The organism is Fibrivirga algicola (assembly GCF_011742925.1).
Classification (GTDB): Bacteria; Bacteroidota; Bacteroidia; order Cytophagales; family Spirosomataceae; genus Fibrella; species Fibrella algicola.
The window spans coordinates 292,522-307,343 of sequence record NZ_WAEL01000004.1; the positions used below are offsets into that span (position 1 = coordinate 292,522).

A 14,822-nucleotide genomic window follows, 5' to 3' on the forward strand; every position below is an offset into this window, starting at 1 on the left:
AATAGGCAAAAAAAAATTTAGCGAGGACGAACCTTTACCAACCATTTACGTGTATGTACATTAAATACACATACAATAAACCATACATTCTCTCATGGAAGCTCAAGCTAACACCGCTACTATCTGGACCATTGATCCATCTCACTCAGAAGTTCATTTCAAAGTTAAGCACCTGATGGTGTCGACTGTGACTGGCTCGTTCAGCGACTACGAAGGGCAGGTGACGCAAGTTGGTGACGATTTCGAAGGCGCTCAGGTAAGCTTTTCGGCCAACATCGCCAGCATCAGCACCGGCAACGAACAGCGCGATGGGCACCTCAAATCAGCCGACTTTTTCAATGCCGACGAATTTCCTCAGCTAACGTTTAAGTCGACCAGCATGACTAAAACCGGCGACGACACCTACTCGGTAGCGGGAGATCTGACGATGCGCGGCGTAACGAAGCCCGTAACGTTGAAAGCCGAATACGGCGGACAGATGGGTGACTTCTACGGTCAGACAAAAGCCGGTTTCGAAATTGCCGGCGTTATCAAGCGCAAAGAGTTTGGCCTTAGCTGGGACGCTGTTACCGAAGCGGGTGGCGTCGTGGTCAGCGATGATGTTCGGCTGGTGCTGAACATTCAAGTGACCAAGCAGGCTTAATTCAGCCTTATACTAGTACCCCACCATCACCTCTGTTGACATTTTTAACATAAAAAGCCCCACTGGATTTTCCGGTGGGGCTTTTCGTATTTGTCAATACAAACTTGTTTTGCTACAGGGCTAATCCACTGCGGCGCAACATAGCCTGGGGCGACGGTTCACGGCCCCGAAACTTCTTGTACAACTCCATTGGCTTCTCGCTTCCGCCTTTCTCCAGTACGTTTTGCCGGAATTTCTGAGCCACCTCTTTTGCGCCGAGTCCACCGTTTTCCTGGAAATACTCGAACGCATCGGCATCGAGCACCTCACTCCATTTGTAGCTGTAATAGCCCGCCGAATAGCCACCAGCAAAAATGTGCGAGAATGCCGTGCTGAACGATGTACCTTTTACGCGTGGAAACAGATTCACCAGTGAATCGGCGTGGTTCTCAACGTCAGTGATCGATTCGCCAGTCGGTTTGCGATCGTGGAAATACATATCAGTAAGGCCAAAACGCAGCTGACGCAAGTTGGCGATACCCGCCATGAAATTCTGACTCGCGCGTATTTTCTCAACCAGTGACTGTGGAATCACCTCGCCCGTTTTGTAATGCTTGGCAAACAGGTTCAGCGCTTCAGGGGTGTAGCACCAGTTTTCCATCACCTGCGAAGGCAGTTCCACAAAATCGCGGGGTACGCTGGTGCCGCTCAGGCTTTCGTACTGCCCGTTGGCCAGCATACCATGCAGTGCATGGCCAAATTCGTGGAAGAGCGTGGTTACTTCATAAAACGTCAGCAGCGACGGGCGGGTATCCGTAGGCCGCGTGAAGTTGCACACGTTCACAATGTGCGGGCGCAGGTTCACACCATTCACAATTTTCTGTCCCTGCACATCATTCATCCAGGCACCACTGCGCTTGCCTGCCCGGGGAAAGTAATCGCCATAGAAGACCGCCAGGAACTTGCCGTTCTGATCAAATACTTCGTAGGCCTTCACCTCCGGGTTGTAGACCGGAATCGTGTTGTTTTCTTTGAACGTGATCCCGTACAACTTATTCGCCACCGTGAATACGCCCTGCAACACGTTTTCCAGTTTGAAGTAGGGCCGGAGCGTTTCATCATCCAAGTCAAGCTGCTTCTTTTTCAGCTTCTCGGCATAATAACTGTAGTCCCACTGCTCAATCTTGTCGGCCGTAAAGCCATATGACTTGGCAAAGGTGGTCAGTTCGTTCAACTGGCGTTCGGCAGCCGGGCGGGCGTACTGCACGAGTTCATCTAGAAACGACTTCACTTTCTGGCTTGAACCGGCCATGCTTTCTTCCAGCACAAAGTCGGCATGTGTCTTGTAACCCAGCAGGTTCGCCCGGTCGTAGCGCAGCTGAACCATCCGAGTGATATTTGTCTGGTTATCGTTCTTGTCGCCGTGAAAACCCCGGCCATTATATGCGCGGTACAGTTTCTCGCGAAGTCCCCGGTTGTCGGCGTATTGCATGAAGGGGCCGTAGCTCGGGGCTTGAAGCGTGAACGCCCAGCCGGTCATCTTTTTCTCCTGCGCCACCTTCTTCGCTGCTTCTTTGGCAAAATCGGGCAGCCCACTCAGTTCTTCCTCGTCCGTTACGTTCATTACGTACTCGTTGGTCTCGTTGAGCACGTTTTCGCCAAATTGAATTGACAACTGCGACAGTTCCTTATCAATCGCCCGCAGCTTCGTTTTATCCGCATCAGTCAGATTAGCGCCGTTACGGGCAAACCGCTTGTACGTTTTCTCGAGCAGCATCTGGCTTTCGCCATCCAGTTTAAGGCTGGCCCTTTGCTCATACACGGCTTTGATACGGGCAAAGAGTTTATCGTTCAGGGTGATGTCATTGCCGTACTCGGTCAACATCGGCGACACCTCTTTCACAATTTTCTGTAACTCCGGATTCGTTTCGGCAGCGTTCAGATTAAAGAGTACCGACGTGGCGCGGCTCAACTGATCGCCACCCCGCTCGAGGGCCACAACCGTGTTGGCAAACGTTGGCTTCTCTTTGTTATTGGCAATAGCGGCTACTTCTTTCCGGCCCGCCGCAATACCTTCGGTAATAGCAGGCAGGAAATGCTCATTCCTGATGAGCGGGAATGGAGCCGTTTCGTGGAGTGTCTGAAACGGCTTCAGTAACGGGTTAGTCATTGTCATAGTTGGTGTTGATGTCGACTTAGGCTGAGCCGTCGACTGGGCTACGGCTGCACCCGCGCAAAGCGATAGTGCGGCAAGCCCAAGGAGTTGTGAGGACAAGTACATTTGAATCTCGTTCAACAGCGTATAAACAGGGGCAGTTGCCCTGAATTTTACTCTAAAATACAACCGAATGCCTGTTGAACGCAAACTACATTTCGAAGAGGGCCCGTAGCTCAGTAGCTTCCTGCGGCTTCATCCGGCCGGCCAGCACCAGGCGGAGCTGTCGCCGCCGCAACGCCGACTCAAAGCGGGCTTTCTCAGCTTCTGATTCGGCAATGACGGGGGGGACTTCGATGGGGCGACCGCTTTGGTCGACCGCCACAAACGTGTAGTATGCACTGTTGGTGCTCACCCGCACGCCCGCCGGAATATCTTCGGCCCACACTTCAATAAACACTTCCATCGATGAACTGAACGCGCGTGTCACCTGAGCTTTCATGGTAACAATGTTGCCCAGCTTAATGGGTTCGGCAAAAGATACGTTGTCGACCGAAGCCGTCACGACCACCCGATTCGAATGTTTCTGAGCAGCAATAGCGGCGGCAATGTCCATGAAGTGGAGAAGGCGACCGCCCATCAGGTTGTTGAGTGTGTTGGTATCGTTGGGCAACACCATTTCGGTCATGATGGTGTGGGATTCGCTAGCGCGTTTGGGTTGCGGCATTACTAGAGTTGACGGTCAACGTCTGCTGATTGATGGAATGTAGCGTACTGGCAAGTTCAGTTGCCAGCACCACAAAATTAGCAGACTAAACCCTGATTACTACCTGATCGGAATAGTTACACCGACGCCCATCGGCGATTGACCAATAAGCTGAAGTTGCTGTGGGTCACCCCGTTTCTTGAAAATGAGGTAGTTGACCACATCAAACGCCAGTAGAAAAGCGCCCTGAGCCATGACTGCTTTGCCATATCCCCGCAGCTTATCAGCCTGATCGGGACGCGAATTAGCCCGTTCGGTCAGGTAAAGTCCACCCGCGATGTAGGCGATATCGAGCCCCGCGTTGAACAGCAAGGTGCGCTTTATCGACTCCTGTTTCTGCACCGCCTCGCCCAGCGTCTCTGAGTCGGGGCGTTGCTTGCGGAGGCCCAGTAGGCCCAGGCCGGCAATCCCCAGGTTCACTGCGTTCCAGTACAAATTCATCTGATGAATGTATTTCGTTTCGCCAGAGGTTTGCCCGATGGCAACCCCACTGACAGCCAGATTGGCCAGCGCATAGCCCCCCAGCGTCAGGCCCAGCGTGCGGGTATGGGTGTAGCGCTCTTGACTGAATTGCAGCCGGTCGGCGGGAGAAACAGGCGTTGATTGTGCCTGTACAAACGGGCCCAGCAGGGAGGCACCCAGGGTAAGGAGAAAACGGTTCATGAAGTGCTGTTTTAGTGACCAGTCAGTCTAAGAACCTAAGTAATGAAGGACGGTTTTTGTTAGATCAGGCGCTTAATTAATCCCAGTCAGTAGCGGTGGCAACTAACCCTGCCAAGCAACGCGATGACCGGTCCCTACCCTATTTCGTGTACTGATATGCCCACCAGATGAGTACGCCCTGTAGAGGCAATCGGCCCCACCGGATCCAGGGCGACAGCTGCTGGAATTTATCGCCGACAGCCATGTAGTAGTTAGCCGGAAACACTGCGATCAGCAAGGCTATCAATCCCCAGGCGGCCCAAACGCGGGTTGCCGGAAATAGCAGGCCAATCCCCACGGCTACTTCAGCCACCCCACTCCAAAAAACCAGCGCAGTATGCGCAGGCAGATAGGGCGGCATGATCGTCAGGTAAAATGTAGGGCGGACAAAGTGCCCTATTCCTGCCAGGATGTAAATGGCGGCCATGAAGTAAACAGACATAAGACTGGGGATTTAGAACAAATCGCTGGCAAGGTACGTACATTAACTACGCTCGCCTTCCAGTACTGCCCGCATGGCACTGGCCTTTAGCAGACATTCGGCGTACTCCTGCACGGGATCGGCATCATAAGTGATAGCGCTACCAACCGTAAAACTGGCACGCTGCTGTGTGGCATTGTAAAGAATACTTCGAATCACCACGTTAAAATCGAAGTCACCACTAGGGGTAATGTAGCCGATGGCGCCTGAATACACCCCCCGACGGCTAGTTTCTAACTCGTCGATACGTTGCATGGCCCGGATTTTCGGTGCCCCTGTCATACTGCCCATCGGAAAGGCATTGCCCAGCACATCGGCCAGCGAAACATCCTGCCGCTGGATAGCTGACACGGTCGAGATCATCTGGTGCACCTGCCGGAAGGTATAAATCCCGAACAGTTCATCAACGGCAATGCTACCGGTTTCGGCCGAGCGGGCCAAGTCATTGCGAACGAGATCAACGATCATCAGGTTCTCAGCCTGTTCTTTCTCGCTGGTTCGCAACTGCCTTTTCAACTCGTCATCTTCCCCGTCTGTTTGCCCTCGTCGAATGGTCCCCTTGATGGGTTGCGACACCAGTCGGTTACCTGTTTTTTTCAGAAACCGCTCGGGCGATGCGCCCAGCACGTACCTGTTGCCCTGTTTGAGAAAGGCAGAGAACGGCATGGGTGATCGGTGACACAGTGCTTGGTACGCCTCAACCGGCAACAGGTTGCATTGCTCGGCCACAAACTCAATGCAGTAGTTTAACTCATACACATCGCCCGCCTCGATCAAGTCCCGGATCCGCTCCACATTGTCAACATACGTTGCTTCCCCGACCCGCGCCTGAACAATACCTGGTCTGGTCGGTCCGGTAGCTGGCTTCGGCAACGTACCTGGATTGGTCAACCACTCGGCCCAGGGGCCAGCATCGGCTCGATCTGTTAGCACCGTCACGTTGGCACCCTCGAACTCGATCAGGTACATTGGCTCCATGAACCAGATAGCGGAGAACCCCAATTCATCGGCATGGCGGCTTTGCAGGTCTTCGAGCTGATTCTTTACGTCATAACCAATGTACCCAACCAGGTGACACGGCTGTTGCCGGTGGAACTCGGCCAGCGTCTGCAGGTCGTGCTGTCCGGTAAAGGAAACGACCCGTTTCGCACCAGCGTAAAGCCGGTTGGGAAACGGGTCGTTCGGGTACGTCAGTTCGTTATTGGTGAGGTAAACGACCTGATCAAATGTAGCTTCTGCGGCGGCCACCAGTGCCCAATGCCAGTTGGAAAAACCGGCAGGGATTAGATCGGCAACGGCAAAGCTAAATCGATTCATGGCTGGTATTCAACCACCTGTACATCAATGGCAATGTCTTTACCCTCGTTGTTTTTACCCAGCCGGAACGATACTTCGTCGTCTACCTGAAAGTCATTGAAATCGCCCGAAGTGACACTGGTATAGTGGAAGAACAGGTTGTTGGGTGGCCAGTTAATGAAACCGTAGCCCGTTTTCAGGCTGCGCACTGTGCTGACAAGCCGTTCGTCTGAGTGTTCAAAGTCAGGCTGTAAATCATCGTCCCCTTCACTTTCACCGGGCAACAGTTGCACGTTTTCGGCCGGGAAGCCGGGGTTCTGGTATGTACTGCCGTTGCCATTTGCGCTGGCGGCATTGTTCTGATAAAACTGGCGGGGTGGCGCATCGGTACGGGGCTGCTGTTTCACGAACAGATCCCGAATCATGGTGTCGTTCTTTTTCAGCCGGTTATCGATGATTTCGTGCATTGGAACAGGGTACGATACCTCCTCCAGCAGATCCTGCGACGTGCGGGTCACCATTTTCTCGCCTTCATCATTGAGGTACTCGAAATCCCAACTCAGCACCATGACCCGTGTCCCCAGCGTGTTCAGTTTACGGATCAACGGCACATAGTCGCCATCAGCCGTGATCAATACCACCACATCAAACTCTTTGTACGTCGCCAGTTCGTAGGTTTCAAGCGCCAGCCATACATCAATTCCTTTCTCCTGGCGGTAGCCCTGGTAAGTCTTTACGGGCAGGTAATGCGTTACCACCCCTTCCGACATCAGGATATCGTCGAACAGGCGATCATAAAACAGTTGGTTACCGCGCTGACTGGCTTCGTGCGCGTTCAGTCGACCTCTGAAGTAGTGAGCATCAACAATCTGGCATAAGTTCATATCACTATCTTCCATATCCGCTACCTGACTGCGGATAAATTGGTGAAGACCTGATATGCTAATACGACTACGACGTTCGTGCGAATAATTGTAGTAGTTACTTACATGAAGAAAATAATTACCATCATAGAACACCCCTATACGGGTTAGTTTAGTACGCCTTAAATGCTGCATTTTTTGTACGAAAAAATTATATATGAAAATTAAGTAAACAGGGCACAACCAGGGATTTCAGCTTAGTAAGATTTGCTACTCGCGGGGTGAGTAGACCGTTGACTTGAAAAGTAAGTAACGAGCGCTTAACCTCTTTGATTCTATGTATGTCAAATACCTACTTCAATCGCTGTACTAAACTCAATTCAATATGTATACGGAGCTAATTATAGCCGACGTAGCTGCTCGGCTCACGCTGTTTTTTTGCCCAAATATAGCGCATAAACCGGTTTGAACGGTGTTGAGACCAATTTCTTCTCGTTCACCCATTAACTTGCGGCTATGCAACCAGTATTATTTATAGACCGCGACGGTACGCTGATCATCGAACCGCAGTCTGACTTCCAGATCGATTCGCTCGAGAAGCTCGAATTCGTCCCAAACGTACTCTCTGCACTACGTAAAATTGCCGAAGAAACGCCCTACGAACTGGTGATGGTCACCAACCAAGATGGACTGGGTACGTCCGCGTTCCCTGAAGACACCTTCTGGCCTGCGCACAACAAAATGATGCGTACGCTGGAAAACGAGTCGATTCACTTTGCCGCTCAACACATTGACCGCACGTTTCCTGCCGACAACGTACCTACCCGAAAGCCGGGTACCGGTATGCTCACGGCTTACTTTACCGACGGTTATGACCTGTCAAACAGCTACGTAATTGGCGACCGGCTAACCGACGTAAAACTGGCGCTGAACCTTGGTGCAAAGGCGATCCTGTTTATCCCGCCCAATATCAATCCCGATACGCAGGCGGCTGATACGGATGGACTAACCGATGAGATGAAACAGGCAATTGCCCTGACAACCAGCGACTGGAACGAGATTTACACCTTTTTGCGTCTTCCGGCCCGTACCGCCACCGTTGAACGGAATACGAACGAAACGAAAATCAAGATTGAGCTAAACCTCGACGGAACAGGCGTGGCCGACATGCACACGGGCCTGGGCTTTTTTGACCACATGCTCGATCAGTTGGCAAAACACTCAGGGGCCGATCTGCGCGTCCACGTGAACGGTGATCTGCACATTGATGAACACCATACCATCGAAGACACGGCATTAGCACTCGGCGAAGCGTACCGGCAGGCACTCGGTAACAAGCGGGGAATTAGCCGCTACGGGTTTCTGCTACCCATGGACGAAGCCCTAGCGCAGGTAGCCATCGACTTTTCGGGCCGTCCCTGGCTGGTATGGGACGCGGAATTCAAACGGGAGAAAATCGGCGAGATGCCCACCGAAATGTTCTTCCACTTCTTTAAGTCGTTTGCCGATACAGCCCAGGCTAATGTTAACATTAAAGTGGAGGGTGATAACGAACACCACAAGATCGAGGCGATCTTTAAGGCCTTCGCAAAAGCCATCAAAATGGCCGTAAAACGTGACATTAAAGCGTTAGACAGCCTCCCAAGTACAAAGGGGGTTCTTTAAAAAGCTTCAGGTCTCAAGTCCTGGCATTCAAGTGTGCTGCCCAATCACCGTGTTTCGGTAGATCGGCAGCACACTTGAATGCCAGGACTTGAGACCTGAGACTTGAAACCTGACTCTTTACTTCACCCGAATATCACCACGGATTTCACCGGCCGGATACAGACTTGTGTGCAGGTTGGCATAGAAGAAACCATTCTTCATGCTGTCTATCTGTGTTTGGCGAAGCGTAGAGGTAGAACCAATGATTGGCGAAGTCAGTGAAGCAAATGGAACAGCTACCCCACCGGTACCATTCGTTTCGGTGATCCGATGCAAGTGACCCGCAATTGGCGTAATGCCCGAGTACGTTACTGTATAGCTCAACACACGTGAGTTCTGATCCAGGCTTCCAGTAAACGTACCTGTAGCCGTCGACGTAGTCGAAGTTGGCTTCTCCTGGGCACCGTTAAGCGTAGCCGTTAACTGGATCGGCTGTTGCTGAACGGGAGTAACGGGGCCTGGGTTTGTCGCAGGCGTATTTTCGTAGCAGCTGCTAAGTCCCAAAACTGAGCCAACAAGCAGGGTGGCAATGAGAGTGAAACGTTGTCGGGTTGCAAACATGATCGTATTTATTTGGTTGGTCACGGCTAAATAAGCAGATATACACCTGAATTGTTGCAACTTTCCCGCATCTGCGGTATCAATAGTTATAAACAAGTACGCCAGTCCATGCTTTCCGCGTGACGGAAAACGTAGACTGGCGTAGGTGTAAATAAGGAAACTCGTTTATTTAATATCGCCGCGAATTTCGCCAGCCGGGAATGCTGGTGTATGCAAATTAGCGTAGTAAAATCCATTTAACAGGCTATCCACCCGGGTAGCTGTAGTTAAAGTGGCCGTTCCGATGATGGGCGACGCCAGACTGGCAAACGGAATTTCAACGCCGCCAGTACCGTTGGCCGCCGTAACCCGATGCAAGTGCCCGGCCGTTGGCGCCAGTCCCGAGTAGGTCACGGTATAGCTAAGTACCCGCGTAGCAGGATCTACAACGCCGACAAACGTACCTGTGGCCGTTGAGGCGTTGGGGGTTGGCTTCTCCTGAGCGCCGGATAAAGTAGCGTCCAGTCGGATCGGGCCATCGACCCGGACATTTCCCCTGATTTCACCACCCGGATAAGCCGCCGTGTGCAGGTTAGCATAGTAGAACCCGTTGATTAGACTGTCGACACGAGTATCTGTTGTCAGTGTAGTTGTACCTATGATTGGTGACCCCAGGCTGGCAAATGGAATTTCGACGGGACCATTGCCGTTAGCAGCGTTAATCCGGTGTAGGTGGCCAGCTACGGGTGTAAGCCCAGAATACGTTACCGTATAGCTAAGTACACGCGTGGCCCGGTCAAGCATTCCGACAAACGAACCTGTAGCCGCTGACACAACTGGTGTTGGTCGTTCAGCAGAACCGCTCAACGTAGCTACCAGCCGTATTTTTGCATCGTTTGGAAATAGGCGATGGTCATCGCAGGCCACAATCACACTAGCCAGAACTAACAAAGTTGCCAGCGAAAAAAGTACAGATTTGAGCGTCATAATGAAGATGAGTTTTTACAGCTTTGACCCCAATGTACGTAGTTCTTAAGCCAAAGGATGCGTGACCTAAGGGTTATTTGTCAGCAATTTTACGGTGCGGTAGTTATTTTCTACTAAAAAAGGCGGTACTCATTGCTGAGACCGCCTTTCACTACAAATTGCTTTTGATCTATGAAGCTGATTAACGGGTTTGAATTATTCCGCTAACAGCACCACCAGGATTGGCCGAGGTACGTATGTTTATTCTATAAAGCCCTCTTACCATACTGTCGGCCCGCGCTTGCGAAATAGTTGTAGTTCCACTAAACGGACTGGTTATTGGTACCGTCAGCGTGCTGCTACCGGGCAGGGTCGATGTACCGCTTATGGGTGTGCTGCCCGTGCCACTTCCCGGAGTGGTTGTAGTGCCGCTACCGGGGTTAGTACTCGTACCACTACCGGGATTGGTTACTGTGCCACTGCCTGGGTTTGTCACCGTGCCGCTGCCAGGATTCGAAATCGTTGTGGGGAACGTACCAGCCAGCAAAATACTAGTGGCGTAATTTGTGCCAGTCGTAGCAGTACCTGACGTGCCCGTAGACGAGATTGGGTCGATTGTAATGCCCGTAGGCGTTACGTTAGCGTACGTTACGGTGTAGCTCAGTACCCCCGATCCCGACGTAATGCTGCTGATACTCCCGCTGAATGTACCAGAACCCGTAGTTGCCGACCCTGAGGTGACCTGGTTGGTCAGGGTCGCTCCTACTTGCGTAGTGGGAATTGGCGCTGTAATCACGCCTTCGTTGCCATTCTTACAGGCATAAAATGCGTACGAACTGAGCAAACCCAGAACGATTAAGATTCCTTTTTTCATAAGTTGATTCGACTTAGTTGGACAATAAATATTTATTCTACAGGCTTGCTATAGAAACCGATTATCTGTCAAACGCCCTTTTTGGAGCTACCTGGCACAAGATTGCCAAAATTATGAGCCAATGGACCCTGTGTATGGACGCCTAACTGCCACTTATCCGGACTAGCCAACAGAATATTTCCAAGACGAATTAGAATCACCTAATTTTGGCGCACCAATCGGAATTCATTCCTGTAAATCGTTGGTTGTTTAAGAGAATCCCCTTATTCAGTAATCGTTATCTCTTTTTATTATGGCTTTTGACTTAGATATGATTCAGCACGTGTACGCCCAACTAGGCGAACGTGTCGAAGCAGCCCGTCAGGCAGTGGGTAAACCACTGACGTTGTCGGAGAAAATTTTATACACGCACCTCTCGGCAGGTTCGGCTACCCAGGCGTTCGAGCGGGGAAAAGCCTACGTCGACTTTGCACCCGACCGCGTAGCCATGCAGGATGCCACGGCTCAGATGGCCCTGTTGCAGTTTATGCAGGCGGGTCGGCCACGCGTGGCTGTTCCATCGACGGTACACTGTGATCACCTGATCCAGGCTGAGATCGGTGCGACAACTGACTTAGCTACGGCCAATAGCAAGAACAAAGAGGTATACGATTTCCTGTCGTCCATTTCGAATAAATACGGCATCGGTTTCTGGAAGCCCGGCGCGGGTATCATTCACCAGGTAGTGATTGAGAACTACGCGTTCCCCGGCGGTATGATGATTGGTACTGACTCGCATACGCCAAACGCGGGTGGTCTTGGTATGATCGCTATCGGTGTTGGTGGTGCAGACGCCTGCGACGTAATGGCAGGTCTGGCCTGGGAGCTGAAAATGCCTAAACTGATTGGGGTGAAACTGACCGGCAAACTGTCGGGTTGGGCATCTGCCAAAGATGTTATCCTGCGTGTAGCCGGTATCCTGACCGTAAAAGGTGGTACGGGCTGTATCGTTGAGTATTTTGGCGAAGGAGCCGAAAGCCTTTCTGCCACGGGTAAAGGCACGATCTGTAACATGGGCGCCGAGATCGGTGCAACCACATCGATCTTCGCGTATGACGAGAAAATGGCCGATTACCTTCGGGCCACCAGCCGCGCCGACATCGCCGACGCCGCCGAAGCCGTGAAGCAGCACCTGCGCTCAGACGACGAAGTATATGCTGACCCGGCTACGTACTACGATCAGGTGATCGAAATCGATCTGAACACGCTGGAGCCGCACATCAACGGTCCCTTCACGCCCGATCTTGCCTGGCCGCTGTCGAACTTTGCCAAAGCCGTTAAAGAGAACAACTGGCCTGCCAAGCTGGACGTAGGTTTGATTGGTTCATGCACCAACTCGAGCTACGAAGACATGACCCGCGCCGCTTCGATTGCGGCGCAGGCGGCTACGAAAAATCTGAAAACGAAATCCGAGTACACCGTGACGCCTGGTTCAGAACTGGTTCGGTTCACGGCCCAGCGCGATGGTCTACTGACTACGTTCGAGAATATTGGTGGAGTAGTTCTGGCCAACGCCTGTGGACCCTGCATCGGGCAATGGGCCCGTCACATGGACGACCCAACCCGTAAGAACTCGATCATCACCTCGTTCAACCGGAACTTCGCCAAGCGAAACGACGGTAACGCCAGCACACACGCCTTCGTGGCCTCGCCCGAAATCGTGACCGCCCTGGCCATCGCCGGTGACCTGACGTTCAACCCAATGACCGACACGCTGACCAATGAAGCCGGTGAGCAAGTCATGCTCGACGAGCCACAGGGCATCGAGCAGCCCGTACAGGGGTATGCCGTAGACGACGCGGGCTACCAGGCCCCGGCCGAAGACGGATCGACTGTACAGATTGCCGTATCGCCTTCATCGGACCGTCTGCAATTGCTGGAGTCGTTCCCGGTTTGGGAAGGTACCGACCTAAGCGGCCTGAAACTGCTGATCAAAGCGAAAGGCAAGTGTACGACCGACCATATTTCAATGGCTGGTCCCTGGCTGAAATTCCGTGGTCACCTCGACAACATTTCGAACAACATGCTGATTGGTGCGGTGAACTTCTACACGGAGAAAACCAACGCCGTGAAGAACCAGCTGACCGGTGAATATGGCGAAGTACCGGCCGTACAACGTGCTTACAAAGCAGCGGGTATCGGTTCAGTAGTTGTTGGCGACGAAAATTACGGTGAAGGTTCATCACGTGAGCATGCCGCCATGGAGCCACGTTTCCTGGGTGTTCGCGCCATTTTAGTGCGTTCATTTGCTCGTATTCACGAAACCAACCTGAAAAAGCAGGGTATGCTGGCTCTAACGTTCGCCAACCCCGCCGACTATGACAAGGTACAGGAAGACGACAGCATCGACATCAATGGTCTGACAACCTTCGCGCCTGGGCAGCAACTGACTGTTGTGCTGCACCACGCCGATGGTACAACCGACGAGTTCCCGGTGAATCATACCTATAACCAGGGCCAGATTGAGTGGTTCAAAGCGGGCTCAGCTCTGAACCTGATCAAAATGCAGGTACAGGCGTAAGGCCAGTATTGCGTTACCCAATTGGTTTATAAACGCCCCGGTGGTCAATGGCCGCCGGGGCGTTTTGCTTTACCGGGCATTACTTGCTCCCTATCTGGTATATATGGCGTAAATACAGCCGCCCCCACCCTGTTTACGGCACCAAACTTTGGGGCTGTGGCGTTACCTTTGCTGAGTGACCAGTTCGCCTTCGTATTATGTTTGATTTAGCTGCCGTTTTACGGCCACACATTGCTTCACTGACACCTTATTCATCGGCCCGCGACGAGTACACGGGTACCGAAGGTGTATTTCTGGATGCCAACGAAAATGCCCTTGGTTCAACAACCCATTCGGGTCAGTATAACCGCTACCCTGATCCGCACCAGTCGGCCATAAAAGCCCGGTTGGCGCCGTTGAAAGGCGTACAGACCAGTCAGCTATTTTTGGGTAACGGCTCCGACGAGCCTATCGATTTGCTGGTGCGCGCCACCTGCCGGCCGGGTATAGACAATGTGTTGCTGCTTCCGCCCACCTACGGCATGTACGAAGTATCGGCGCGCCTTAATGATGTCACCGTTAAAAAGGTGCCCCTCACAACAGATTACCAGTTGGATTTGCCCGCCGTTCTGAGTGCCATCGATGCACAGACGAAGATTATCTGGATCTGTTCGCCCAACAATCCATCCGGCAACCTGCTCGATCCGGCCGATATTCGGGCGGTGATCGAAGCGGCCAAAACTGCCCTGGTCGTGGTTGATGAAGCTTACATTGATTTTGCCGGACCGGGCTACTCGTCCTGGACAACGTACCTGGATACGTACCCGAACCTGGTTGTTTTGCAGACATTCTCTAAAGCGTGGGGACTTGCCGCCTTGCGGTTGGGTATGTGCTTTGCATCGGCCGAGCTAATCCGGGTGATGAACGTCATTAAGCCTCCTTACAATATCTCGGCACCTTCGCAGGCGCTGGCTCTCGAGGCACTGGAGCACGTTGCCGACAAAGAATCGATGGTGGCGCAGACTCTCACCGAACGCGACCGGCTGGCAACCCAGTTGGGTACGTTGCCCAACGTGCAGCATATATTCCCATCAGATGCCAATTTCCTGCTTGTCCGATTCGACGAGGCCCAGGCCGTTTTTGAGCAACTCATTGATAGCAAAGTCATTGTTCGTGACCGATCGAGTGTGACGCGTTGCGAAGACTGCCTACGGATTACCGTTGGTACCGAAGCCGAGAACGAGCGACTGCTGGAAGTACTCCAGGCCATTGCTGTAGCTATCTAACTTACGAAAGGCGGAGTTTAGTCCGCTT

The 14,822-nt window shown here is 52.4% G+C and carries 13 protein-coding genes; 4 read left to right on the forward strand and 9 right to left on the reverse strand.

What is annotated here, in order from left to right; all coding sequences use genetic code 11:
* The first annotated feature begins 94 nt into the window (after positions 1-94).
* The gene (locus F7231_RS12610; protein ID WP_166692155.1) at positions 95-643 is read left to right on the forward strand and encodes a YceI family protein; all 549 of its coding nucleotides are present in this window, start codon (positions 95-97) and stop codon (positions 641-643) included.
* A gap of 112 nt (positions 644-755) precedes the next feature.
* Here F7231_RS12610 and F7231_RS12615 read toward each other — a convergent pair whose 3' ends face one another.
* From F7231_RS12615 to F7231_RS12640, 6 genes are all read right to left on the reverse strand, one after another.
* Positions 756-2,792, reverse strand: coding sequence for a M3 family metallopeptidase (locus F7231_RS12615; protein ID WP_374757377.1), 2,037 nt, complete (start codon positions 2,790-2,792; stop codon positions 756-758).
* A 196-nt stretch (positions 2,793-2,988) separates the two neighbouring features.
* Positions 2,989-3,504 (reverse strand): acyl-CoA thioesterase, encoded by a 516-nt coding sequence (locus F7231_RS12620; protein WP_085413572.1) that lies wholly within the window; start codon positions 3,502-3,504, stop codon positions 2,989-2,991.
* Between the two features lie 99 nt (positions 3,505-3,603).
* Positions 3,604-4,206 (reverse strand): DUF6992 family protein, encoded by a 603-nt coding sequence (locus F7231_RS12625; protein ID WP_085413570.1) that lies wholly within the window; start codon positions 4,204-4,206, stop codon positions 3,604-3,606.
* A 139-nt stretch (positions 4,207-4,345) separates the two neighbouring features.
* Positions 4,346-4,687, reverse strand: coding sequence for a DoxX family protein (locus tag F7231_RS12630; RefSeq protein ID WP_085413569.1), 342 nt, complete (start codon positions 4,685-4,687; stop codon positions 4,346-4,348).
* Positions 4,688-4,729: 42 nt separating this feature from the next.
* Positions 4,730-6,043 (reverse strand): anthranilate synthase component I family protein, encoded by a 1,314-nt coding sequence (locus F7231_RS12635; protein WP_166692157.1) that lies wholly within the window; start codon positions 6,041-6,043, stop codon positions 4,730-4,732.
* Positions 6,040-7,080 (reverse strand): NYN domain-containing protein, encoded by a 1,041-nt coding sequence (locus F7231_RS12640; protein WP_085413567.1) that lies wholly within the window; start codon positions 7,078-7,080, stop codon positions 6,040-6,042. Before F7231_RS12640 ends, F7231_RS12635 begins: the two co-directional genes overlap by 4 nt.
* 321 nt (positions 7,081-7,401) lie before the next feature.
* Between F7231_RS12640 and hisB the strand changes: the two genes are divergently transcribed.
* Positions 7,402-8,550: a bifunctional histidinol-phosphatase/imidazoleglycerol-phosphate dehydratase HisB gene (hisB, locus tag F7231_RS12645; RefSeq protein WP_166692158.1), complete on the forward strand. Its 1,149-nt coding sequence runs from the start codon at positions 7,402-7,404 to the stop codon at positions 8,548-8,550.
* Between the two features lie 117 nt (positions 8,551-8,667).
* Here the strand turns inward: hisB and F7231_RS12650 are convergent, their stop codons facing one another.
* The 3 genes from F7231_RS12650 to F7231_RS12660 form a co-directional block, all read right to left on the reverse strand.
* Positions 8,668-9,150 (reverse strand): CHRD domain-containing protein, encoded by a 483-nt coding sequence (locus F7231_RS12650; RefSeq protein WP_085413563.1) that lies wholly within the window; start codon positions 9,148-9,150, stop codon positions 8,668-8,670.
* Positions 9,151-9,315: 165 nt separating this feature from the next.
* Positions 9,316-10,116: a CHRD domain-containing protein gene (locus tag F7231_RS27730; protein ID WP_166692159.1), complete on the reverse strand. Its 801-nt coding sequence runs from the start codon at positions 10,114-10,116 to the stop codon at positions 9,316-9,318.
* Positions 10,117-10,297: 181 nt separating this feature from the next.
* A complete protein-coding gene (locus F7231_RS12660; RefSeq protein ID WP_085413560.1) occupies positions 10,298-10,969 on the reverse strand; it encodes a hypothetical protein in 672 nt (223 codons plus the stop codon).
* Positions 10,970-11,261: 292 nt separating this feature from the next.
* Between F7231_RS12660 and F7231_RS12665 the strand changes: the two genes are divergently transcribed.
* Both F7231_RS12665 and hisC read left to right on the forward strand, forming a co-directional pair.
* Entirely contained in the window at positions 11,262-13,529 is a 2,268-nt protein-coding gene (locus F7231_RS12665) for an aconitate hydratase (RefSeq protein ID WP_166692160.1), read from the forward strand.
* Positions 13,530-13,726: 197 nt separating this feature from the next.
* A complete protein-coding gene (gene hisC, locus F7231_RS12670; protein WP_166692161.1) occupies positions 13,727-14,794 on the forward strand; it encodes a histidinol-phosphate transaminase in 1,068 nt (355 codons plus the stop codon).
* Positions 14,795-14,822: the final 28 nt, after the last annotated feature.